General features: G+C 49.0%; 17 protein-coding genes and 2 tRNA genes. All 19 read right to left on the minus strand.

From position 1 onward, the window contains the following. Positions 1 to 24: 24 nt before the first annotated feature. The 19 genes from Cabys_RS17380 to Cabys_RS17470 all read right to left on the minus strand — a co-directional run bounded on the left by Cabys_RS17380 (position 25) and on the right by Cabys_RS17470 (position 25,137). Positions 25 to 1,035: a PorV/PorQ family protein gene (locus Cabys_RS17380; RefSeq protein ID WP_006928079.1), complete on the minus strand. Its 1,011-nt coding sequence runs from the start codon at positions 1,033 to 1,035 to the stop codon at positions 25 to 27. Next, positions 1,032 to 6,083: a C25 family cysteine peptidase gene (locus Cabys_RS17385; RefSeq protein WP_006928078.1), complete on the minus strand. Its 5,052-nt coding sequence runs from the start codon at positions 6,081 to 6,083 to the stop codon at positions 1,032 to 1,034. The genes Cabys_RS17380 and Cabys_RS17385 overlap by 4 nt, the downstream gene beginning before the upstream one ends. 21 nt (positions 6,084 to 6,104) lie before the next feature. Next, positions 6,105 to 6,908, minus strand: a complete 804-nt coding sequence (gene cdaA, locus Cabys_RS17390) for a diadenylate cyclase CdaA (protein WP_006928077.1) — start codon at positions 6,906 to 6,908, stop codon at positions 6,105 to 6,107. Further along, on the minus strand, positions 6,908 to 8,062 hold the full coding sequence (gene folP / locus Cabys_RS17395; RefSeq protein ID WP_006928076.1) for a dihydropteroate synthase: 1,155 nt from the start codon (positions 8,060 to 8,062) through the stop codon (positions 6,908 to 6,910). The genes cdaA and folP overlap by 1 nt, the downstream gene beginning before the upstream one ends. Beyond that, complete coding sequence (locus Cabys_RS17400) at positions 8,010 to 9,611, minus strand: tetratricopeptide repeat protein (protein WP_006928075.1); 1,602 nt, start codon at positions 9,609 to 9,611, stop codon at positions 8,010 to 8,012. The genes folP and Cabys_RS17400 overlap by 53 nt, the downstream gene beginning before the upstream one ends. Positions 9,612 to 9,684: 73 nt before the next feature. Beyond that, positions 9,685 to 9,960 (minus strand): hypothetical protein, encoded by a 276-nt coding sequence (locus Cabys_RS17405; RefSeq protein ID WP_006928074.1) that lies wholly within the window; start codon positions 9,958 to 9,960, stop codon positions 9,685 to 9,687. Between the two features lie 133 nt (positions 9,961 to 10,093). Next, positions 10,094 to 12,178 (minus strand): ATP-dependent zinc metalloprotease FtsH, encoded by a 2,085-nt coding sequence (gene ftsH, locus Cabys_RS17410; protein WP_006928073.1) that lies wholly within the window; start codon positions 12,176 to 12,178, stop codon positions 10,094 to 10,096. A gap of 24 nt (positions 12,179 to 12,202) precedes the next feature. After that, positions 12,203 to 12,754 carry a hypoxanthine phosphoribosyltransferase gene (gene hpt / locus Cabys_RS17415; RefSeq protein ID WP_006928072.1) on the minus strand — a complete coding sequence of 184 codons (552 nt, stop codon included), beginning with the start codon at positions 12,752 to 12,754 and terminating at the stop codon, positions 12,203 to 12,205. Beyond that, entirely contained in the window at positions 12,738 to 14,177 is a 1,440-nt protein-coding gene (gene tilS, locus Cabys_RS17420; RefSeq protein ID WP_071777814.1) for a tRNA lysidine(34) synthetase TilS, read from the minus strand. The genes hpt and tilS overlap by 17 nt, the downstream gene beginning before the upstream one ends. Beyond that, positions 14,148 to 14,220, minus strand: a tRNA-Met gene (locus Cabys_RS17425). The genes tilS and Cabys_RS17425 overlap by 30 nt, the downstream gene beginning before the upstream one ends. Before the next feature lie 40 nt (positions 14,221 to 14,260). Continuing rightward, positions 14,261 to 14,334, minus strand: a tRNA-Met gene (locus Cabys_RS17430). An 11-nt stretch (positions 14,335 to 14,345) separates the two neighbouring features. Next, positions 14,346 to 15,401, minus strand: a complete 1,056-nt coding sequence (gene lpxK, locus Cabys_RS17435; protein WP_006928070.1) for a tetraacyldisaccharide 4'-kinase — start codon at positions 15,399 to 15,401, stop codon at positions 14,346 to 14,348. Further along, positions 15,398 to 16,867 carry a lipopolysaccharide biosynthesis protein gene (locus tag Cabys_RS17440; RefSeq protein WP_006928069.1) on the minus strand — a complete coding sequence of 490 codons (1,470 nt, stop codon included), beginning with the start codon at positions 16,865 to 16,867 and terminating at the stop codon, positions 15,398 to 15,400. The genes lpxK and Cabys_RS17440 overlap by 4 nt, the downstream gene beginning before the upstream one ends. Positions 16,868 to 16,876: 9 nt before the next feature. Further along, positions 16,877 to 17,305, minus strand: a complete 429-nt coding sequence (gene aroQ / locus Cabys_RS17445) for a type II 3-dehydroquinate dehydratase (protein WP_006928068.1) — start codon at positions 17,303 to 17,305, stop codon at positions 16,877 to 16,879. Between the two features lie 13 nt (positions 17,306 to 17,318). After that, positions 17,319 to 18,086, minus strand: a complete 768-nt coding sequence (locus Cabys_RS17450; protein WP_006928067.1) for an MBL fold metallo-hydrolase — start codon at positions 18,084 to 18,086, stop codon at positions 17,319 to 17,321. Continuing rightward, positions 18,086 to 19,174 (minus strand): 3-dehydroquinate synthase, encoded by a 1,089-nt coding sequence (gene aroB / locus Cabys_RS17455; protein WP_006928066.1) that lies wholly within the window; start codon positions 19,172 to 19,174, stop codon positions 18,086 to 18,088. Before aroB ends, Cabys_RS17450 begins: the two co-directional genes overlap by 1 nt. Further along, a complete protein-coding gene (locus tag Cabys_RS17460) occupies positions 19,161 to 19,721 on the minus strand; it encodes a shikimate kinase (RefSeq protein ID WP_006928065.1) in 561 nt (186 codons plus the stop codon). The genes aroB and Cabys_RS17460 overlap by 14 nt, the downstream gene beginning before the upstream one ends. Before the next feature lie 14 nt (positions 19,722 to 19,735). Continuing rightward, entirely contained in the window at positions 19,736 to 20,410 is a 675-nt protein-coding gene (locus Cabys_RS17465; protein WP_217184015.1) for a ribonuclease HII, read from the minus strand. A 1,151-nt stretch (positions 20,411 to 21,561) separates the two neighbouring features. Further along, the gene (locus Cabys_RS17470; RefSeq protein WP_006928063.1) at positions 21,562 to 25,137 is read right to left on the minus strand and encodes a UvrD-helicase domain-containing protein; all 3,576 of its coding nucleotides are present in this window, start codon (positions 25,135 to 25,137) and stop codon (positions 21,562 to 21,564) included. Positions 25,138 to 25,167: the final 30 nt, after the last annotated feature.

Here is a 25,167-nt window from a genome sequence, read left to right on the forward strand (position 1 = left end):
ATTATAATCCAATACATATTTTTTTTAAAAAACCAAAGTTAGTGAAACTCGATGTGAATTCCCAAGATCGTGCCCCTGGAAGGCATAGTTTACGCGGAACCTCCAGAGCAGCACTCCGGCGCCGGCGGTAAGATGACCAAAATTGCTGCCCACTCTCAGGGCAAATAACGATTTGATTAATAATTCCGCGCCAAGATGCGTATTGCCATCGTATTTGGTGTTAACATCATAAGCCAGGATCAAATCGCTGTCTAAAAAGGCCAGCGGCTGGCTGTACTGCACGCCATATTTAAAATTTCGTTTTAAACGATCTACATGCCTGGATTCGGTATCCCAGACCATGCGCGTTTCGGCTAAGTCCTGAACATTCAAGCCAAAATTCAAAGCGCCGTAATATTCTCCGGCAAAGATATCGTTCAGGTTCAGGCTCATTAACCATCCGATATCGATCCCTATGCCCGTCGCTTTGTTACGATCCAGTTGCTGGCTGATGTATTTCAGATTTAACCCAAAGCCGAATTTAACGGGAATTTCAAAATATTGCCAGCCCAGGTCAAACTTTGTGGGGATCAGGCGAGCAAAGGTAAAAATAAAGACATCGTTCTGATTGGAAAAATAATCGACCGGGCCATAGGTCAACTGCTGAGCCTGGCCATGCAGCCTCTGATAGGCGGTTATGGGGCTGTCTTCATCAAAATCGTAGCGCGGAATTTCATCAATGCTCAAACGCATCCACGAAATGCCCACTACCGAATTTTTCATCACGGGCAAAACAAAACCAAAGTAGCTTTGCTGTTCCAGCTTGTTAAAAAGATTGGCGTACATACTGCCGGCTTGCAGGCGCTCAACCATGGCCAGACCTGCCGGATTCCAGAAAGGCGCCGTCACCTGCCCGGTGGCCGCAACGCCCGCGCTACCCATTCCCATGGTGCGCGCCCCCACGCCAAGCTCCAGAAAAGAGGCCGCATACCTGCCGGATTGCGCAAACACTAGTTGGATCAGAAAAACGAATATTAAAATTCCTTTTGTCTTCATTGTAATCTTGCCATTTTTAATACATGCTTTACTGTTTTACCACGATATTTAGCTTTAATCACCGCAAAGTAAACGCCGTTGGCCACCTGGTTTCCGTCGTCATCCGTGCCGTCCCAGATCAGCTCATGGTAGTTGGGCTCTAACAGATTGTCGTCTAAAATGGTTGGATCCAGGTCCAGCATTCTGGAACGAATTAATCGGCCGGAAGTGGTGTAAATCTTAATATCCAGATCATCGATCTCTTCATTGCTCTCGATATAATAGGCAATAATCGTGCGATCTTTAAAAGGATTGGGATAGTTACCGTACACGATGAGGTTAAACCCTTCCGCCACCGTAAAAGGTACGACGGCGCGGGCCACGTTGCCGTTAACATCCGATACTTCCAGAAACAATTCATGCTCTCCGGGCGCCAATTCCGGATTGAAGATGATTTGAATATTTTTAGCCTCTCGACCGCTGTCCGGCAATGTTACGCTTTTGTCCAGCAATTGACCGTTCTTAATCACGTAATCATCATCGATCTTTAAGTTCAGGGTGCGATTAAAGTCCACCCCGTTCACATCCTGCAGTAAAATGCCTAAAGTCGGGCGATGCGGAATGAGCATGTGGCCCACCAGCGGGCGGCCGTTAACCGAAATTTCTAGTAGCGGCTCGCTCTCGTCTGTGGTGTAAAACGGGGCGTAAATTCCCGGCGCAGAAACCGTAGTTTGCAACTCGTTGCCCGACCATTCGCCGGGCAGAGCCGACCAGGCGTTTAAAAGCGGATCGAAGCGGTAAATGGAAATTTTATCCCTGGGATAACCATTTTTAATGGAATCCAGGCGCACCGCTAATTTTCCGTTAAAATTAGCTCCGCTTTCGAGGGTAAAACTTAACTTAAGGCCCAGCGTGTCGGCCTGATTAAGCGCCTGCACAAATTTTAAATCTTTTTGATCTGTCTGGCGGATCAAATCGGAAATTTGCTGACTTTCAAAACCAAAAAGGAATGGCGCGGCAACCGTCTGCGGGGCTACCTCGAACGACCAGTTTTGATAAAGCTGTATTTTTTGGTGGTTTTCACCATCCAGAGAAGTTCCCAGCTCCGGCGAAATCACCACATAGTTCTGAAAAAGCGTCACGCTTACATGATTGTTCTGTTCGTCCCTTTCTTCATACACAGAATCGACATCCACCACGATCCTGATCTGATGATAGGGTTGATAGGCCAGATTGTCCGGCAGGGGCGCTTCCACGGGCATCTCTTTTTTACCGTTAAAAGCCACCTCCAGCACGGCAAGCGGCTCGCTTTCCGAAACGACATTGTCAAAACAGGCCACGCGCACCCTGTCCACGGGCTGATCCGAGTTATTGAGTACTTTAAAAACAAGCGCCAGTTTTGTCTGACCGCCCCAGGCAATGCTGGCCGGGTCAACCAACAGGTCCGGCCTCGGGTCGTTTACATACACTTTATTCCAGTGCTGGGTGATGGTTTTCCCTTCGTCCGTTGTAACCTGCACGTCAAAAATCTTAGTTCCGCCCCTGCCAAAGCCGCTAAAAGCCTGGCTGACAAACATCGTATCGTTCACAGCCGCTAATGGCAAATTGACATTGTAATTTTCATAGCTCATTTCATCAAACAGATTAATGATGCGCGCTTCCCGGATGGGTTGATCGGTCTTTAAAATCGCCTTAAAAACAATGGGCTGGTTGATCGTTGGGTCAGACGGCTCGGTCCATATTTTTTTAACCAGCGGCTGATTAACCGCCAGTTTAAGAAAGCCGTTTGCGCTTTGCGCCTGGTTAGTGGCAAACACCTTAACGCGCAGCTCCTGCGGCTTTATTTCGTCCGGCAACCGAAAACCTGTTTCAAAAGGAGCGCTTGCATTAACATAGTCTCCTTTAAACAGCGGATAATTCTCTTCATCCGTCACCTGCACAAATAGCGAAGCCGGCTCAGGGAAATCGGACATTTTAATGCGCAGCGAATCGCCGGGAAGCAAGACCTCCGGAGTGGCCGTAAGCGACAATTTTGCTTTTGCAAACGGTATTTTTAGAGACGGATCCCCTAAAAGGTTGTATTGAGAGACCTGAGAATGGCTGAGACTGCCGTAGCCAAAGGTGTAAAATCTCCCCTCTTCGGTGTAGTAAAACGGGCTGGCCAGGTAAAACATTTTCATCAAATCGATTGCTTCTCCAATGGTGAATTGACCGTCCCACAAAAAATCCGGCAGGCTCCAGGCAATGGCAAAATCGTTGTAAATCCAGCCCACGCCCGAAGAGCCCAGAAATCCAATTGCCCCTTTTTGTTCGCTTAACACCAGTTTTTCGCCCAGCGAATGGCGCCCGGCATTGGCAAAGCTGGCGGTAAAACAGGTCAGGCTGCTAATAAACGGCAACCTGTAACCGTTTTCCAGCCGCTCCACATCTTCCAGCCCCATCAAGCCGGCGTCGGCCCAGATCGCCCCGCCGCCATGGCCGACAAAGTTGATAAATGAAAGTCCGCGATTAAAAGCATTAATCACATCCTGGCTGCTACCAAAATGGGGGTCCGGCTGGATGGCTTTGTTTTCAATAGAATTGATCTGATCGGCGAATAAAGCCTGCGGCAGCTTATGATTGATCAGCCGTAAATTTTGCGCCCGAAAAACCGGCTTATTGGTCAAATATTCCCGCGTTCCGTCATAACCGGCGATAAACAGGGTTTGGTTGATCCAGCGGCCGTTCGGGTCTTCCGGGAAATGTTCGATTTTATCAATGTAGTTTTGTAATTCATAAACCGTACTAACCGGCAGTCGGGCCACAATCACTTCCGGCAGGTAGTCTTCGCCTTCCAGCAGCGCATATTGATAATCGCTTTCCGCCGCCCCGAACTTAACGGTGTTGTAAAAAATGGTGGGCACCAGGTCGGCCGAGGAGCGATAATTAAGCGAAGCGTCGCCAACCAGCAGCACATATTCCAGCGGCCCGCTCTGATCCCATTCTTTGTAAGCGTACCTCAAAAACTCTTTGATAGCCAGCGGCGATTTAATTCCGTAGTTAAACAGATCGTAAATATCGCGCACCGTCACTACTTCCGGCAAAAAGCCCTGGCTGGTTTTCACCTCCCGCAATCTTTGACATTCCTGAATAAAAAGATCATGGGTGATGATCAGATAGTTTGACCTGTTGGTTTTATTTAACAGCGAGGCCTGCGCGTCTTCTGCCTTCCAGGGACGATAAGCCTCAATGCCGTCCACTTTTTTCTTCTGATCCTGGGTTAAGGCGACATATTTTATCGAAGGATTTACCACCTCGTCCTGAAAACTAATCCCGAAAGAAAAGCGGCCGGTCTCTTCGTCTGTTACGGGTTTAATATCCACGTTGGTAATTTTGCTGATACCGATTTTGTACACATCAACATCTTTATTGGAAAAGCCGTCAATATTAAATTGAATGCGATCGCCTAATTTTACAAAACGGCCGTCAAAAAAATCACGATCCACATGAAACTTCAAATAGTCATTATGAGCGCGGTACTTTCTTAAATAACTCAATTCAAACCAGTTGAGCACCACAATATCGGTAACGCCCGTCTGGAACATGTCCACTTCCAGACGGTTTGTTCCGTTATTTAAAGCCGTTTGATCGATCTTCACCGCCGAATCGGCATTGGTAATTACCCAGCTTTGCTGATCTTTCCAGCCGTCGTTGGGATTAACCGTACCCACCAGATGCGCCACATTTCCTTTGCCGCGCAGTTTTAAGGTCACTTTGTGCCCCATTAGCGGGTTGGTTTGATAATCAAAAAACGATTTGCCGCGGAACATGGCTTTAACCACCACCTCTGCGCCGTAGTCGGCCGGATCCGGAACTTCAAAATCGTAGCCCACTCCGCCGGGCGCGGAAACGCCGCCGTCAAAATAGTAATTGTCAATTTCGTAGGCCGGTCGATTTAACAGCTCCGGCGTGTGACCAAATTTATGGGCCACAGCGTTCCGTTCGATATGGAGCGTGTCGCGAAAGGCAAAAGGGCTGATGACCAGTTGATTGGCCGCCGTATTAATTCCGCCGCTTTCTTCAAGCAAACGATATCCGCGATCGTCTTGATAGACCAACCAGTACACATTGGCGTCGCTGAACGGATCAGAATACAGCTCCGGAAACTGCTTTTGAAAGGTTCGTTTGTTGCTTTCGCCCCAGAATTCAAAATAATCTTCCAGATCGAAGGTGTGATCCTGTTCGCCCTTAAAATAAATGGGAATCTCTTTGCCTTTATTGTACAGGTGTAAATTTTGCGGGTCAACCCGATTCAGCGGAAAGCCGGCTTTTAGCAGATCTTCGTAGGTAACCTGATAGATTCCGTCTTCGGTTACGGTTAACTTGAAAACGATCTCATTTTGCAGAACGCTCTGCCAGCGCATCAACTGTTTGAGGCGCGTATTGTCTTCTGTAAGAGTTTTGTTGGCGGCTGAGGCCAGCGGAAACAGCTGTCGTCCGCCGTTTAACGCCACCGCTTTTAAAATTCTGGACACCGGCGTGGCAGGTTCTTTGGTGTACAATGGCACATTCTGGTTTTCGCCCAGAGCTTTGCCGATTTTTACCTCGATTGATTTCAACAGAGTAACGGTCTGATGATCTGCGGCAACGCGCACCGGGAATATTTGCAGGGCAAAAACCGGATAATTGCCCATTAAGCCAAGATATTTCAGCTCTACCCAGGGCTTGCTATCTTTACGCGGCATGTTTTCATCTGTGCCGCTTACATGCAGGTAGCGCTCCACGCTCGTGGTTTGAGTTTTGAGCGAACCAACGGTCAACGGCGGCATCGTGCTATCGCTCAAATTCAAGAACTTTACAATAACCGGCACGTAGTTTTGATGAATGTCCTGCGTAAAAGAAGCTTGCCGATAGGCGGCATAAACGCTGCTTCCCTCTTCGATCCACTGCGGCTGCGCCAGAGAAATTTTCAAATGCACAAACCGATCGGTCTGTTGAAGGATTTTAATTTGAACTTCCGAGGCCCACAACCCCGCGCTCATGATAAAGACAATCGCTAAAATTCTTTTAATCCACATCGTTACACTCATAACCACCTTTACACTCTAATCCTAATCTGTTGATAATGAGAAGAATCGGGTTATTTTGCCCTGAGGTTTAGGCGTAAAAACTTCATTCAATTTTTTACGCAGCATGCTTTCCGTTAATCCGCGCACCAGTTTTCCATTTTCCGCATAGGAAATCATCCCCGTTTCTTCCGACACGACGATAATCAGGGCATCTGTCTGTTCAGAAAGCCCGATAGCCGCTCTGTGCCGCATGCCCAGAGCCGGATCCAGCGACGGATTTTGCGAAAGCGGCAGCACCGTTTTGGCCGCCACCAGAATATCGTTTTGAATGACCAGCCCTCCATCGTGCAGCGGCGAACGCGGATTAAAAACCGAACTGATCAACTGCTTGGAAACCTTGGCCTGCAGAGTTATTCCCGTTTCAATGATCGATTTTAAGCTCATGTCTCGCTCGATGATGATCAATGCTCCAAAATTTTTGCGCGATAATTCCATCACCGCCTGGACAATCTCGTCAATAAAATGCAAATCGCCGACCTTCACAATTTTACGGATCAAACGGCTTTGCCCGATAAAAACCAGCAGGCGGCGCAATTCCGGTTGAAATAAAATCACGAATGCCAGCACCCACACCGTCTTTAAGCTGGACATAATCCAGGTCAGGGCGCTCATGCCCAGCAGCTCACCGACCATCGAAACGACGATAATCACCAGCAAACCGGTGAACATGCGAATGGCCACACTGCCTTTTAAAAATTGATACAATTGATAAAAGATCGTGGTAACGATGGCAATATCAATCAGATCAATTATGGTTACCGGAATAAATCCTATTTTAAATAACATCAATCCGTCTCAAAATATTGCACTGCTTTTAGAATTTTTAAAGCGTCCTGCGTGGCCTGCACATCATGGACGCGCACAATGTTCGCCCCGTTTTGAACGGCCAGAATTTGCGTGGCCAGGCTGCCGTAAATTCTTTCGTCCACCTCTTTATTCAAAATTTTACCGATAAACGATTTGCGCGACGTGCCCATTAAAATCGGGCGTTGTAAAAAGGTAAAATCTTTCAGGTCTCTAAGCAAGTGTAAATTATCTTCCAGGCGTTTGCCGAAGCCGATACCCGGATCGATAATAATTTTGCCGATCCCCGCGCGCTCCAGTCGTTCAATCCGCTCTTCAAAATAATGATAGACCTCTTCTACCACATCTTCGTAATACGGATTGTTCTGCATATTTTGGGGCGTCCCTTTAATATGCATGATGATAATCGGGCAGTCGAAATCGCGCACCACCTCAATCATTTTATCATCAAATTGCGCCGCGCTGATGTCGTTAACTATATCTGCGCCGGCTTTTAGCGCCGCCCGGGCAATACTGCTTTTGTAGGTATCCACCGAAATCAAAACATCCGATTTACTGCGTAATTTTTCAATGACCGGGATCACTCGCCGCAGTTCTTCTTCTTCAGGGACGGGCTCTGCGCCGGGACGCGTGGATTCGCCGCCAATATCGATCAGTAAGGCGCCTTCCGCTTCCATCTGCAGGGCGCGCTCAACCGCTCTGTCCCTCTCGTAAAAACGACCGCCGTCGCTGAAGGAATCGGGCGTAACATTCAAGATGCCCATGATCAACGGCCCGCGATTAAAATCGAGCGTTTTGTGGTTCACCGTCCATACCGGAGCGGAATTGTCAAATCGGGCTCTGATCATTTCCTGCAAACGCAACGGCAGGTCGCGCCCCCCATTCCTTTCGCTCAATTGACTGAAGCGCATTTCGTCCGGAACGATCAAAGTTTCATTACGCTGCGCATCATGACGAAAAAAGTAAAAAGCTCCATTGCGCTGCAGCTGTTTTAGCTGCTCCAGCTCAAACGGTTCTGCGTCATTTATTTTAAAGAACAAGCTCCCTGTAAACTCTGCCGTCAGTTTCAAATTGAATTTTTCATTAATCTCTTTGATGCGTTGACGACTGTTTAGAAGAATCGGCCTTAGCTGCAATCTTTTCTTCCTCCATTTGAATTAAAACGCTGCGAATCCCGGCCATGGCTTCTTTTGCGTACGTATCGTCGTCTCCGGTTTTACGGGCAACGCGTTCGCGAAAATACTTAAGCGCAGAATCCAGCTTGCCCATTTTTCTGTAGATCATGCCCACGTAAAGATACGAATCCAGATGGCGATCCATCTCGATGGCCTTGAGAAAATACGGCAAGGCGGTGTTGTACTCATCCAGCATGTAGTAACATACGCCTAAATTGTAATAAGAATCCGAATCATCGGGGAATTCTTCAAACAACGCTTTGTAAATGGGCAGGGCCTTTTTTACATAATTTGTTTTAATGTACAGGGTTCCCAGCAAACTGAGCATCTCCGGATCTCCAGGATGAATTTCTAAAAATCGGTTAATGATATTAATCGCTTCCTGAATAGAGCCCAGTGTGCCTCTGCCGGAAAGATAGATTTCGTTGGCCAGTTGATAAACCGCGTCGCGATAACCGGGGTCCAGATAAATAGCCCTTTTTAAAATTTGCACGCGGCTGTTGTAGCCGATGTCTTTTAAACGGTCGGGGAGCAAAAAGCTTAAATTAAAATGTACGCGGCTGTTTTCCGGATCTTCCACGTAGGCCTTTTTTAAAAACATTTCAGCCGCGGTGTATTCTTTTTCGCGAATCAACATGCGTCCCATCAGCAAATCGATTTCCGGAGTGTTTTTACGCTGTTTGACAATCGGCACCAGAATCTGTTTGGCCTTTTCAAAATCGGGATTTTTAATGGGCACATATTTGGCGCGTTCCTGATCCACATCGACCTGCAGCCCTTTTTCAATTAAAACGGCCGCTTTTAAAGTTCTGGCCGGAATATCTTCGCGACCTTCAACAAGGGCCAAAACACGCGCGTAATCTTTATTGTACAATGCCAGACGCGCCGCCAGAATGGTGCGATCAATTTGCGGGATACTCGGCGTGTCTTTAAACAGGCCTAACTCACCATCCACCCGCCGGATGAACCAGCCCACTCCCTGCTCTTTTTTCCCCGCAATCTGCACGCGCTTATTCTTTTTCACATCCAGAACCAGGCATGTCATTTGTCCATTTTCAATGCGCGATTCCACAATAAAACGGGGGCGCAAGGCTCTGGCCGTTCTTTGCCATTCCGCATATTGGCTCCTCTGGCGCGGCTTAATGGTTTCGAAAAGCCATTCCCAGCGATGCACCAAATAGCGATCGTTCGTATTGTTCAGCGCCGCTTTTTCAAACGTTTCCGTTAACAAAAATTCTTCAGGAGTTAAAGACAGGGTGTCTGATATTTGAGTAGGCAAAACGACAACACGTTCCTGGGGCTTTGGCGGCTGGGTAATGAACCAGAGGGCTGCATAAAAAAGAAAGGCGGCAAGATTTAAAGTAATCAGATTTTTCTTCCATGTCGCCGGACTCATCAGTTCGGAGTTTTTCAGAAAGAAGAGCGAAAGGTTGATGACAAACAATACAATGAACAGTAAAAAAATCCCCCCCGGAATGCCGGAGGAAAGAAAAGAAATCAGCTCGCCCATGGTTACACCTCAGCTTTTAATCCTTTGTTTTCCCGCTATGCTTGATGCGTTCACGCAAAAAGGTTTACGCGCTTTATACCGCCATTAGCTGATCGGCAACGAATCCGAAAATTCTGCCAGAACAATCCGCTTCGCTGCCGCCCATTTTGCATGAACGCCGCTCTTTTTCTGCGCGATGCAGCATCTGGTTTAAAATCGGCCATTTTTCACATTTCTGCAGTTTTTTCTGTCCGCTTCTGATTTCTTCCTCCGCCTGCAAACCTGCGGCCATTACCGCCAAACAGATGCCGGTTATTGAAAAAGGGCTGTTTTTCCGCCCGCTTTGCTCTGGCAGGTTACCGGACGCCATGCTCAACATCCTTAATAAAGCATTATGGCGGAATTATCACAATCCCGCCATAATGCAAAAATGAAATCCAGTTGGTCGGCGCCCGGCAGTCGGGCAAAACATCAAAACGTTTGCCGAAAAATGCCCTCTGCCGTTATGCTTTTTTATCTTCCGAATCCGAAGAAGAGTCGTCCTTGTTTTCGTTTTGCTCAGGCTGCGCCTTACTTTCCTCCTGGGGTAGATTGGCTGCTTCCGCTTCCGGCGTCTTCTTTTTGCGCCTTCTTCTGGGTTTGGCCATGGTGTCTTCGTCTTTGGCGGCAAAGGCCTGTTTTTTTATTTTTTCGCCCTTTAACACCAGATCGATCTGCTCGCCGTCTAAAATTTCAAATTCGAGCAGTGCTTTGGCCAGGGCGTGTAATTTGTCGATATTTTCTTTCAACAAGGTTTCCGCCCGTTCTTCGGCTTCACGAACGATTCTGCGCACTTCCTGATCGATTTCCTGAGCGGTGCGTTCGCTGTAATCTCGATGCTGGGTGATTTCTCTTCCTAAAAAGATTTCCTGTTCTTTTTTCCCGAAGGTGATGGGCCCTAATTTTTCGCTCATGCCCCATTCGCACACCATTTTACGTGCCAGATCGGTCGCTCGTTCGATGTCGTTGCCTGCGCCGGTGGTCAATTGTTCGAAAACCAGCTTTTCTGCGCAGCGACCGCCCAAAAGCTGGGTCAACATGCCTTCCAGATATTCTCTGGAATAGGTGTGTCGTTCGTCCAGCGGCAGGTAGGCGGTAACGCCCAGCGCCCGTCCGCGCGGAATAATGGTCACCTTGTGTACCGGGTCCGTTCCCGGCGTTAATTTGCCAACCAGCACGTGCCCGGATTCGTGGTAGGCGGTTACCTTTTTTTCTTCTTCACTGATCAGGATGGACTTGCGTTCCATACCCATCATGATTTTGTCTTTGGCCTCTTCAAAATCGGCCATGGTTACCTTCTGGCGATTTTTGCGGGCGGCCAGCAGCGCCGCTTCGTTGACCAGATTGGCCAGGTCCGCTCCGGACAGGCCGGGCGTACCCCGCGCCAGCGCTTCCAGGTCCACCGAGCTATCCAGCGGCACCTTGCGCGTGTGCACCTTTAAAATGCCTTCTCGTCCGCGCACATCCGGCCGGTCAACTACGATCTGCCGGTCGAATCGTCCCGGGCGCAGCAAAGCAGAATCCAGCACATCCGGACGATTGGTGGCGGCAATCAAAATAACGCCTTCCTGGGTGTCAAAGCCGTCCATTTCCACCAATAGCTGATTTAAGGTTTGTTCGCGTTCGTCGTGTCCGCCGCCAAGACCGGCGCCGCGATGGCGGCCCACCGCATCAATCTCATCAATAAAAATAATACACGGCGCATTCTTACGGCCGATCTCAAACAGGTCGCGTACGCGGCTGGCGCCCACGCCCACAAACATTTCCACAAAGTCGGCGCCGCTCATGCTAAAAAAGGGCACGCCTGCCTCGCCGGCCACGGCTTTGGCCAGCAACGTTTTGCCGGTTCCCGGCGGACCCAAAAGTAAGGCGCCCTTGGGTATTTTACCACCCAGACGCGTGAATTTTTGCGGGTCCTTTAAAAATTCAATTATCTCCTGCAGTTCCATTTTGGCTTCGTCGCAGCCGGCCACATCGTCAAAGGTGATGTTTATTTTATCTTTGGTTAACAACTTGGCCTTGCTCTTGCCAAAATTAAAGATGCCGCGCGAACCGCCTCCGCCGCCCTGCATGCGCTTGGCAAAAAACACCCACACGCCAATAATCAAAATCCATGGCAAAATATTAATCAGCAAAATTGTCCAGTCGTTTGGCGGCTCCACAAAACTGATTTTGACATCGTTTTCTTCCCACTCCTTAATCACATCGCTGTCCACAAAAGGCAGTATCGTTCTAATGTAACGCGCGCTGCGTATCCCGCCGTTTACGCTTCTTACCTCGGTTTGATCCACCAGCACTCCACGGAATCGGTTGTCTTTTAGCGTAACCTCACCGCTGCGGATCATTTTACTGCGCAAAAGCCGCATATATTCATTGTAAGGCACCTCGACCTCATTGGGGCGATTATCGGGCCACAGCGTACTGAAGGCGATGGCGGCCAACAAAATCAAAATCCAGATTAACCCCGTTTTAGAGGCTTTTTTCCACTGAAATTCATCATTATTTTGCGGCTGCTTTTTATGGTCTGAGTTTTTGTTTTTATTTTCCATATTCCTCAATAATCCTTTCTCAACCTACTCAATAAAATAAATGGATCGGAGATTTCTTTTCAACTGCGCGTCATCCAGTCCGTAACCCACCACAAATTTGTCTTCAATCTCGAAGCCAATATAATCAATATGCACCTCAACAATATTTTTGGAAGGTTTATTCAACAGGGTTACAAATTTTAATTCCACCGGATTAAAGGCAGACAGCATGCGTTCCAGAAATTGTACCGAAAGACCGGAATCCACAATATCCTCAACCACAATCACCGAGCGGCCGTTAATATCTGCGCTTAAGGGTTTTAAAATTTTAATATGACCGGACGACTCGCGCCCGTCTCCATAACTGGATATTCTCAAAAAGTCCACTTCCACATCGATGTCCAGATTACGAATCAAATCGGCCAAAAAGATAAAACTGCCATTCAAAATCCCAATCAAAATCGGTTTTTTACCGCGAAAATCTCTGCTGATTTGCTGCCCCAATTCTTTCAATCTGCTTTCAATGGTCGCTTCGGGAATCAAAATATGATAATTTTCCGGAACGATTTCCGACTGATCGTTAAATGTTCTTTTCATTTAAGACGTTCTCCATTTTTTTAATTTCCAGCTTAAACACCGACCTACAGGATTCTGTAACCCGATACCGATGATCTAATCTTAAACCGCAAAGCCACACAATTTCTTCCCCATTCAACAAAATAGGGATGTTGTGTTTTTGGAAACGGTCGATCTTTGCATCAACAAAAAAATCTTTCAACTTTTTACTTTTGCCCAGACCAAGCGGGTAAAAACGATCTCCTTTTTGCCAGCGGCGGACGCTCAGAGGAAATCTTAAGTTATCGCCACAAATATATTCAACCGACGCGCGGTCTTCAAACTCTATTGCTCTTTTTTCAACTTCCTGAATGGTAATTTCCCACTCGCCGAATGTCACCGATCCGTTTTTGTTCAACTCTAATACGGTTTTCGTCCGCTCAGGTTCCCGCGTAAATCGCAGCCGCTTTCTTTCTTTAATCAAAATCAGGTCTCCGATTACCGAAAAGCGAGCGCCTGTTTGCGCCGTCCGGGCAAACGTTTCAAGAACGGCTGCCTTGCGTTCCGAAAGATTGTAATTTAACGGATAATAAGCAGAAACACAATAAGTTAGAATTTGTCGTCGATACAGAGGGTGCAAACCGTTGAAATCGGCTTTGTCAATAAGCAGCGACGCCCCCTCTTTTTTTACCAGTCGCTCAAAACGTTTTTTACTTTCGGCCTCAAATAAGCGATAATATTCCGCAAGCTGTTCCACGCTTTTGGCAATGGACGGCAAAACAGCCTCGCCAAAAACATCCATGAAAGCCGGCATTAAACGAAGGCGAATCCGGTTACGTAAATAGCGAACATCGGCGTTGGTAGAATCTTTTACAAAAGGAATCTGATTTTCCTCAACAAACGCTTCAACTTCCCGACGCGTCAAAAACAAAAAAGGCCGGATGTAAAGACCGCGCCGCGCCGGTATTCCGCCAAGACCTTTTAAAGAAGAGCCCTTTGCCAGCCGCATCAAAAACGTTTCCACATTATCGTCCAGCGTGTGAGCGGTGGCCAGCTTTGCCCCGGGAAAATCTTTTAAAACTGCTTCAAATTCTCGGTAACGGGCGTTCCGTAAAGTTTGCTCGTCCATTTTTTTTAACGACTCAATACGGCGCACAATCAACGGAACGGACAACGCCTGGCAGTGAGCGCGCACCATCTGCTCATCGCGCTCTGCTTCTGCGCCGCGAATGCCATGATTAACGTGCAAAGCGTGAATCTGAAGATCGAATTCCTGCCGGATGGCAAGAAAGGCATGCAATAAAGCCATCGAATCCATTCCGCCCGAAAGAGCAACAACAATTAAATCGTGGGGAGAAATTAGCCGGTTGGTTAAACAAAAGGATTTAAAGCGTTTGATCAATGTTTTTCTCAGGATTATCCCAATAAAAAAAAGTAGCGGCGCAGGGACTTGAACCCCGGACACGAGGATTATGATTCCTCTGCTCTGCCAACTGAGCTACGCCGCCATCAAAAAATAAGGGTAAACCACGTTCACCCTTTTGTTAGTAGCGGGGGCAGGATTCGAACCTGCGACCTTTGGGTTATGAGCCCAACGAGCTACCTGACTGCTCCACCCCGCGATCAAAATTGATTAACTAATATAATAAGATTTTAATTTTTTGTCAATAGTTTTTTCGATCGCTTTAATCAGGAACTCTTCCTGAACCGCAAGGGCATGGGCAAGGGCAACGATTTTTATTCCTTGCAGATTTTTGTCACCGTTTTGATCAATGATTTCGCTAATTTTCATTAAATCCTTTTCCGTGCAAATCAAATATTTTAACTTTTCCTGCCGGCAAATGTTTCCCATTCTCAGCAGGTCATTTTCGGTAAAACGATGATGATCGCCAAAAGCAAACGTTCTTTTAACCGCCATGTTCATTTTTGCCAGCGCCTCAAAAAACGATTGCGGATCGGCAATGCCGGCAAAAGCCGCTACAGGCACATCCTTTAAATCCTCTGGCGCCAGGCAGGCCTGTAAATGCAAATCCACCAACGGCCCGCTCATTGTTTGCACATGAAACTGCTTGCGCAAGGGAATAAAAGGCAGCTTACCTTGCGCGGCAAGGCCCACATAGTGCGCGCGACTGACGCGATGGGGAAATTCGCGCCAGGTACCGGTAGGCAGCATAAAATTGCGCCAGAATTGCTGCGGCTTTTTAAACAGCACAATATCCACATCGCGCTGCACGTAACGGTGTTGAAAACCGTCATCCAGCACAATCACCTCAGCCGCCTGGTGCTGTTCGATCCACTGCACTGCGCTGCGCCTTTTTTCGGAAACTAAAACCGTGGCCGCCGGAACTTTTTTGGCCATTAACAGCGGTTCGTCTCCGGCCTGTTCGGCGCTGAGCAAAATACTGCCGTTCTGCGCCACAATTTGCAGCCCCTTACTCTCGCGCCCATAACCGCGACTGACGATGGCCACGCGGTAGCGCTTTGCAAGTTGCGCGGCCAGCCAGATGGTAAAGGGCGTTTTGCCCGTTCCACCCGCCACCAGGTTGCCCACCGAAATGACTGGCAAACGCGACGCGTAAACCGGTAAAATCTTTAAATCAAATAGAATGTTTCTGACTTCCATCGCCAGCCCGTACAAAAGGGAGAAAGGCAGCAAAAGCAACCGAGCCAGCATACGCAAAAACCTCATCGGCCGCTTCCTCCGGCCGTTTTTACAATGCGCAGCAGGTAATTCAACTCTTCCGGGCGTAAAAAGCGAAAAACGTAAAACAGCGCCGGCGAAAAAGCGACCAGGGCCACACGCCAATACCAGGCCGGCGAAAAACCGTACAACACGGCAAGCATGGCCGAAAGGTAGAGTAAAATAAAAGCCACGCGTCCGTATTCGTACGGCACGGGGTAAATTTTTTGATTGGCAATAAAAATAGTCAGAGCCATCACCAGGTAGCTGAGCAGAGTGGCCACGGCCGCGCCCATGATCCCGTAATGAGGCATCAGGTAAAAATTGCTGCCCACATTGGTCAACGCCGCCAGTCCGGTAAAAATAAACATCAACTTTGTTTTTTTGCGGATGTAAACGCCCACTGTTAAATTTACGTAAATGCCGTAAAACAGATAGGAAGTAAGTACGATGGGAATGATTTTAATACCTTCCCAGTAAGGCGCATTCATAATGTGGCGGCTGGCGCCCAGCGGAACTTTAAGAAGATATTCGACAAAGTAGCTGGCGCCAATAATCAAAAAAGCGGCAATGAGCGTAAAATAGGTTAAAACGCGGGCGTAAATTTGCTTGGCGTTGGCTTCTCTGGCAATCTTCAAAAAAAACGGCTGCCAGGCGTTGCGAAAGGCAATGACCACCAACAGCAAAATGGAGCCGAATTTGTAATTGGCGCTGTAAAGGCCCAGCAAATCTTTGTTCAGTAAAAAGCGCATTAAAAACTTGTCGCTCACCTCCACCGTTAAATAGGCCACGCCATTGGGGATCATTGGCAGGCCAAACCACAGCAACGTTTTTAAAACATTCCAGTCCCATGCACGCCGCAAATACTTTTTCTGGAAGGGCAACATGGCCAGCAAATTAATCACCGAAGCGATGGCATTGGCGTACAAAATACCGAGAACGCCCTGTTTCAGAAAAACCACAAACACGATGTTTAAAATCAATTCCAATAAAAACCGACCGATGCGAAAGGCGGAAAAATGAATCGACTTTTCTTCGGCGCGCAACACCAGGTAAGGCAGGTTGCCCACCGAATCGAAGAACAAAATGACCGCCGTCAGTTTGATTAAAACATCGTATTGCGAGCCGCCAAAAACGAGCTGCCCCAGATGCGGCGCAAAAAAGAAAATACCCGCCGAAAGCAGCAGCGCATTGGCCAGCACCGCCCAGAAGCCCGTGGAGTAAACCTCTTCTCGTTTATACCTGCCCAGAAAAAAATAGCGTAAAATAGCCGCGTCCATGCCGTAGAGATAGAGGATGGTCATAAAGGCCGTAAAGGTGTAAACCAGCGTCAGATCGCCATATTCGCTGCGCGAAGCCAGATAGGTCGGATCGGTGTAAATGGGCAGCATGACAAAACCAAGCGCCCGTTGCACAAAGGTGCTAACGGTGTAAACCGAAGAATGGCGAGCCAGGTTTTTGATGTGATTTAGCATTTTAAGGGATCACTGTTTTAAATGTTCTTTTAGCGCTTCCACCCCCAGCAAATAACTGTGCGCCCCAAAACCGCTGACGGTTCCCAGGCAAACCTCGGAAATTACGGAATTTTTGCGGAAGGATTCCCTGGCGAAAATATTGCTCAAATGCACCTCCACCACCGGCAGAGGCGTTGCCTCAATGGCGTCGCGCAGACTGTAGGAATAGTGGGTTAAGGCGCCGGCGTTAATCACTATGCCGTCGCTCGCCTCGCGGGCCAGGTGAATTCTGTCGATGATCTGACCTTCGTGGTTGCTCTGAAAAAACTCAAATTCCAGCTCTGGAAAATGGTTTTTGATTTTTTGATTTAACTGCTCCAGGGTAAACGTCCCGTAAATCTCGGGATTTCGCTGCCCCAGCAGATTAAGGTTCGGGCCGTGAATGACAAGAATTTTCATTGGTTACGCTCCTTTACTCTAAATCCAGAATCAGGCCGTCATAGGCAAAGGCCATGTTTTCCGGCAATTGTTGGCTGTGACGTTCATGATCGATGATGTGATTCATGTGCGTGAAATAGGTTTTTCGCGCGCCGATCTTCTGCGCCTCCTGAATGGCTTCGTCCAGCGACATGTGCGAAGGATGCGGTTTTTCGCGCAGGGCGTCCAGCACCAGCACATCCAGATTTTTAAGCAGCGCATAGCTCTCCGGCGGAATGGTTTTGACGTCTGTGCAGTAGGCAAAGTTACCGATACGATAGCCATAGGTAAGGCTGTCTCCATGTCTTAGGGTAATCGGCGTAACCAAAACACCTTCCACCTTTGTAGAGCCTTCCATAAGATGGGCGCTTAAGTTGGGGATGCCGGGCTGAAGGCTTCCCCCGTCATTCTGAAAGGCGTAATCAAAAATCTTAGTCAGGCGCCGTAACGTTTCTTTATTTGCGTACGCCGGAATACGCTTTTTAAGCAGATAATTAAAGCGCCGCACTTCATCCAAACCGTAAATATGGTCGGCGTGACCGTGCGTGTACAAAATGGCGTCAATTTTGGGGAAGGGATGGCGCAAAAATTGCTCGCGCATATCCATGGACGTATCGATTAAAAGATGTTTGCCATCGACTTCAATCATCACCGAACAGCGCAGCCGTTTGTTTTTAGGATTGGTTGAACGGCACACAGCGCAATCACAATTAATCACCGGAACGCCGCCCGATGTGCCGGTTCCCAGAAACGTAACACGCATCACTTTCCCTCTGTCAAAATTTCAAAAGCCTGTTTTAAAAGACGCTGATCTTCCACCTGATAAAAAAGATGCCGGCCGATTTCTTTAATCAGCACCAGACGAATCTTGCCGTCTTTCACCTTTTTGTCCAGGGTCATTCGTTGCACCAGGCGCTGTAAATCAAGCCCTTTTCCGTCAAAAGCAATGGGCACCTGATTCAGCAGTCGCAAACCGCGCTCAAAATCTTCACGTTGCAAAATACCGTTCTGAACGGCAAACTGCAAGGCGCATTTCATGCCCAGAATCACCGCCTCGCCATGTTTTAAAGAAGCGAACTTAAAATCGGCTTCCAGCGCATGACCAAAGGTATGGCCAAAATTCAACACCATGCGTAAATTACTCTCTTTTTCGTCCTGCATAACGATATCGGCCTTGATTCGCGCCGATTCGTTGATCAGGTAACTTAGAACGGCGACATCCTTATTTAACGCCGCCGGTAATTTTTTTTCAAGATACTCAAACAGGGCTTTGTCCAGCGACAGCCCGTACTTGATCACCTCGCCCAGGCCGCAGCGTATCTCTTCGTCGGGCAGGGTTTGTAACAGTTGCGCGTCGCTAAAAACAAACAACGGTTGCTTAAAAGCGCCGATCAAATTTTTGCCCAGGGGATGGTTGATGCCCACCTTGCCGCCGATGCTGCTATCGACCTGAGCCAGAAGCGTGGTGGGATATTGCACAAAAGGCACGCCGCGCAAAAAGGTGGCCGCCACAAAACCGGCCAGATCGCCCACCACCCCGCCGCCAAAACCGATGATCAGAGCGCCGCGTTCAAAGCGACGACTTAAAAGCTCCGTGTAAAGCCGCTGCAATTCTTCAAAAGATTTGGCCTGTTCGCTGTCCGGAACAAACAGCACGGCTTTTTCGGCCTGCTTCGGGAGCTGGCTTTCCAGTTTATCGCCATGCAAACGCCAGACGCGTTCGTTGGTTATCACGACAATCTGCCGACCGCCATAAAATTGGTTTAGCGCCTCTCCAAAGCGGCGCCAGATGCCATTTCCCACAAAGATCGGATAGGAGGTGTGCGCTAACTTTACGTCAATTTTTTCCATGATGTTCTTTCCGGTAAAGTTCAATCAGAATTAACAATTTTTCGGCCACCTGTTCAGCTTCCAGGCCGTCGCGATCGATGATGATGTCCGCCTGCAGGTAAAGTCCTTCCCTCTTTTGCAGTAAATCTTCAATCCGTTTTACCAAAATGGCTTCACGATCCGGCGCCTCATCCACATCTAACAGAGGCCGTTTGCGCGAATGGGCCACGCGTTTAAAAATTGCCTCAGGCGCGCTCTTCAGGTAAATCACTATGCCCGAACGGTGAATGTTTTCCAGGCTGCGGCTGTCGTTCAGGGCGCCGCCGCCCAGAGCTACCACGCGGGGCGCGGGATGCTGGCTCACCTGTCGAACGATTTCGGCTTCCTGTTTACGAAAAAAGGCCTCGCCCTCTTCTTCAAAAATCCGGCGTACCGTTTTGCCGACCATCTTTTCAATTTCCTGGTCTGTATCTACAAACGGCAGGTTCAGCAAGTCTGCCAGATGTCTGCCAATACGCGATTTACCGGCGCCCATAAAGCCGGTCAGATAAATATGTCTCTTTTTCATTCTCCCCTGCCATGTTAGCGATCGAACAGGTTGGTTTGTTTTTCCAGCAATTTACGCAAAAACGACGGGCGATGAATGGCGCAGGGCCCGTACTTTAAAATTTTTTCCTGATGCTCCCTCGTGCCATAACCTTTGTGTTTTTCGAAACCGTACTGCGGAAACTGCGCCGCGTACTCTTCCATCAGGCTGTCGCGATGCACTTTGGCCAGGATGCTGGCCGCAGCGATGACCTGCGAGCGGCGGTCGCCGCCAACCACAGCCTGTCCCTTTAAGGCCTGGCCGCATCCATTAATAAAAAGCGCAGGGAAATCCCGCCCGTCAATCAGCAGATAATCCGGTCTGATTTCTAAACGCTGCACGGCGCGCTGCATGGCCAGAAAGGTGGCTTTTAAAATATTCATTTGCTGGATTTCCTGCGCCGTGGCCAGGCCAATGCCGTAAGCAAGAGCTTTTTCTTTAATCTGCAGAGCCAGTCGTTCGCGCTGCCCGGCGTTTAACTTTTTGGAATCGTTAATCTCCGCCATTTTTAGATCAGGATTAAAAATTACGGCAGCGGCCACCACCGGCCCGGCCAGCGGCCCGCGTCCGGCCTCGTCTATCCCGCAAAGGTATTGAATGCCCGCCTGCCAGAACTGTTGATCGTAGCAGAACAGGGCATCGCTCGTTTCCGATTTAATTTTTCTTTTCAAAATAGGCGCCCGTGCTAAAGATTCTTTAATTGCAAGGTTAATTTAAAGGTCAGGCGCATTTTTTTCAACCGCAGGTCAAAAAAAATGGATTTTTGTATTTGCTGTCGGTGTGCGCTTTTTAAGAAAGTGAAATTTGAATTCGGCTACAGGGGGAAGGGAGGAAAAGCGTAAGAGGGCGAGACAAAGACAGTCAAAGGGGGAACGCATTGAATTACAAAAGGCAGTCTCCCATGTCATTTCGACGAGCCCGTCCTACAATCCTCTCCTGTCATTTCGACGAGCCCGTCCCACGGGCGAGGAGAAATCTTTTCAAAACTTTCCGCGAATAAGATTTCTCATCTCCCGCCACGGCGAGACAAAGACAGTCAAGGGGGAAGCGCATTGAATGACAAAAGGCAGTCTCCCATGTCATTTCGACGAACCCCATCCGCAATCCTCCCATGTCATTTCGACGAGCCCGTCCCACAATCCTCTCCTGTCATTTCGACGAGCCCGTCCCACGGGCGAGGAGAAATCTTTTCAAAACTTTCCCTGAATAAGATTTCTCATCTCCCGCCACGGCGAGACAAAGACAGTCAAGGGGGAACGCATTGAATTACAAAAGGCAGTCTCCCATGTCATTTCGACGAGCTCGTCCTACAATCCTCCCATGTCATTTCGACGAGCCCGTCCCACGGGCGAGGAGAAATCTTTTCAAAACTTTCCGCGAATAAGATTTCTCATCTCCCGCCACGGCGAGACAAAGACAGTCAAGGGGGAAGCGCATTGAATGACAAAAGGCAGTCTCCCATGTCATTTCGACGAACCCCATCCGCAATCCTCCCATGTCATTTCGACGAGCACGTCCCACAATCCTCTCCTGTCATTTCGACGAGCCCGTCCTACGGGCGAGGAGAAATCTTTTCAAAACTTTCCGCGAATAAGATTTCTCATCTCCACCAGGGCAGGACTGATCCCTTCGACTGCGCTCCCTTCGGCTACGCTCCCTTCGGCTACGCTCAGGGAGCGATAGGGAGCGGGAAGGAAGGAAAACCGTCGGGGGCACCGGCGGCTTCTCTCCTGCATAAACTCCTGAACCACTAAACTCTTACACTACCCTCCGGCGCCCTGCAGACAATTCGTAATTCGTAATTCGTAATTTTTAATTACTATCATCCTCTTACCGGATACTTTGTCTTAATTTCTTCAATCAGGCTGGCAAATTCTGCGTATATTTTTTCAATTTCCGCTGACGTGTAGCAAATTTCGTGCAACTGGTCCGGATGCACAAAATAGAGCGCCACCGGAAAATGCTCCTGCTGAGGATAGAGCTTGCTTAACAACAGGGCATAGCCTTTCATCTGCCATTCATACTGCCTGGCTAATTCGCGCACCTGAGCGGCGGAAATTCGATTGGTTTTGTAGTCCACCACCTGCCACAATCCCTGTTTGTTTTTAATGATACGGTCAAGCGTTCCGGTGAAAAAGTCCTGTCCCAGGTGCATCATCACGGTTAACTCATTGCGCGCCTCTGCCGCCTGCAAAATTTGTAGTCCAATCGACGATTGAAAGATTTTTTCTTTTAAGGCCAGAATTTCGCCTTCCAGCTCGGCCCGTTTTTCGCCATCAAACACCTCAAACTCAAAGAAAATACGATCCAGAAGCGCATCGTCGTCTCTTTCGTTTTCGGCAAGCAGATCCAGAAAACGGTGAAAAATCTTGCCTTTAACCAGCGAATCATCCATCTGGTAGATATTGTCGGCAAAGAGCTGGTAATCGCTTTCAAAAAAACCGAGGTGGTAGCGCTGGTAGTAGTTTTGCGCGTCTTGCACGTAGGTCATCAGTCGCGTGGCCGAAAAAATAATCGGCCCGGGGCGTTCCTGCAGCGGACGATAGAGCTGCAGCCTTTTTTCATCCACATCCAACGGTTTTTGCAATTCGCCCTTTAAATGCTCCAGGCCTTCAAAAAGACCTTTAATCTCTTCCCCTTCGCGGTTTTGCGGTTCATACCCGTAAACCAGGTGCAGCCGATAGTCCCCTGCTTCGAACAGCTCCGTTTGCCGGTCAAGCAAATCGACGCCGCGGCGGCTGAAAAATTCATTCAGCCATTCCAGCACAGAAGTGCGCTGAATAGCATCGTTTTTAATTCTGGCCGAAAGGAAGAGATGCTCGCTGGAACGCGTGGCGGCCACGTAAAAAATGCGTTTGGCCTCGGCCAGCTCGCGTTTTTGCTTTTCCGCCTTTAACAGATTGAGCAGACAAAAATCTTTCGACTGGTACGGACCGTCGGAACGAAAGGGCATGGCGATGCCGATCTCCGGTTCCATGAAAACGGCCTGGCGCACATTGTCCACATTTTTGGCGTTTAAATAGGGCACAAAAACCACCGGAAACTGCAATCCTTTGGCGGCGTGGATGGTCATTACCTTTACCGTTTCCCGGTCGTCTAAATTGAGCTGGGGTTCGCCCTCTTTCGAATCTTCTTCAATTAAAAGCTCAACCTGGCGGATTAATTCCAGCAGACCGTTCATGCCGCTTTTATTAAAGCGCAGCACATGGTCGATAAATTTTTCGATGTTGGCCAGCAGTTGCTCGCCGTTGATCTGAGCAGAGATCAGCGTACGATACTTTAAATCGTCCAGCACCATGCGCAACAACTCGCCCAGCGGAATGGCATCGCGCACCTCAATCCAGCGCCGCAGCAGCGCACGGATGTCCAGCAACTTCTGCCTGTGGCCTTCGTCAAAGGGGCCGTCCAGTTCGCCCGAAAGCTTTTGCCAGTAATTTTCGCCCGGCTGCTGATTTAACAAAAAGAGAACGTGATCGGGCACGAGAAACAGTCTGGAGCGCAGCAACGCTACCAGGTAAAAATCGTTGGAAGGCGCCGCTAAAAAATGGAGCAGGTGGTAAAAATCGTAAATTTCTTGCTTTTGCCAGAAGCCGACGCCTTTTACGGTTTTAAACGGAATATTCCACCGGCGCAGGCTCTGTTCCACGGCCAGCAGGGCATTGCGGCTGCGCAACAAGATGGCGATATCGCCAAAAGTCAGCGGGCGCTCCACCTCTTCGTCGCCCTGTCTTTCATGGCATGTAACCTTTTCCTGCCGCACCAGCCGATCGATGGTTTGCGCCATGTACTCTTCTTCGTTAAGTCCGTCTTCTTCGCGCAGCAGGGCAAGTTCCAGGCGCCCTTTTTCCATGGCCGTTCGCTGCGCCACCAGCGGTTCGAACTCCACTTCATACATATTATGCGCCTGCGGTTGCAGCAGATCGGCAAACAGATCATTGATAAAGGCATTCAAACGAGGCAAAAAGCGAAAGCTGTTTTTCAACACAACATTGCCCGGGTATTCCGGCGCATTTTTTACGCCGGCGGCCAGCGCCAGTTTTTCTTTAACCGTTTTAAAGATGCGAATATCGGCGTTGCGAAAGCCGTAAATAGATTGTTTGGGATCGCCCACCACAAAAATTTTGTGAGGCTGCAGGGCGCCGTCTTCCGTGGCCAGCAGTTCGATAATTTGCCACTGCAGGGCGTTGGTGTCCTGAAACTCATCGACCATGATGAATTCGTAACGGCGCACGAGCTCTTCTCGAATCTGCTCGTTGTTTTGCAACAGCCGCAGGGTTTTAATCAGCAGGTCTTCGAAGTCAACGCCGGGAATTTCCGTCTTCAGCTGTTCAAAAAATTCACGTGCCGCGCGGTACATTTCCAGAATGATTTTAAACAAATGGTAATAGCGGCGATCGGCTTGTTGCGGCGGCGGGCCCGGATCAAAGTTTTGCTTTAATTCTAACAAATGCGCGCTGTGCTCGCTGAGCTGCAAGATGGCTTCTTCGCTGCCGGCAACCCACGACTTTTTGCCGCCAAACTGTCTCAAACTGCCGTAAGCCTTGCCGCTGCTGGCCGTAAAAGCTTCAAGAGCTGCAATAATTTTGCGGAAATCTTCCAGCTCCAGCTCGGGTTTTGCAACCAGCGTCTTCAGGCTAACCATGTGTTGGTGTTTTTTAACGGCGTTGTTAGAGGCCCCGGGCAGCAAACGATCGCTCAGATGTCCGGCCAGAGTCATAACCTGCCGCAAAGCTTGCTGCGGCCATAACTGGCGGATGGCGTTCAACCACAGTTCGGAGACAAAATCGAAATAGGCCTGTTCGTCGGCAAACTGTTCAAAGCGTCGCACAATATGCGCCATTTCGAAGGGTTGCAGCAGCGCCCGCCGCAGCAGAACTTTCACCTTTTGCGGGTCAAAATGCTGGAAAAGCTCAAAATAGGCCGCGCGCTTCTCAGCATCCTGCTCGCCGTTCACCTGCTCGAACAGCTGATCGATGGCCCGGTTCATCAACATGTTGGTTTGCATTTCGTCCAGTTCGCTAAAATCGGGCGGCAACCCCGCTTCGATGGGATACTCGCGCAAAACGCGAGCGCAAAAGGAATGGATGGTGGAAATGGCCACCGAATTTAACTGATCGCGAATGCCCAAAAGGTGCTGATAGGCGGCCGGGTCTTCGGCGTTTTTTAAGTGTTCTTCCACGGCCCGGGCGATGCGCTCGCGCATTTCGCCGGCCGCCTTGTTGGTAAAGGTAATGGCCAGTATTTTACGCGCCAGACGCGGACGGCCATGGTACTTTTTTACGGCGATCTCCATGAAGCGCTCCACCAGCAGGCGCGTTTTACCGGCCCCCGCGCCGGCGGTAACGCTGATATTGCGCGAAAAATCCAGCGCGCGCTTTTGTTCCTCGGTTAACTGCATGGGCCCTGCATCCTTAATGATTCTTGCAAG

Origin of the sequence: Caldithrix abyssi DSM 13497, assembly GCF_001886815.1 — a bacterium.
Taxonomy (GTDB): Bacteria; Calditrichota; Calditrichia; order Calditrichales; family Calditrichaceae; genus Caldithrix; species Caldithrix abyssi.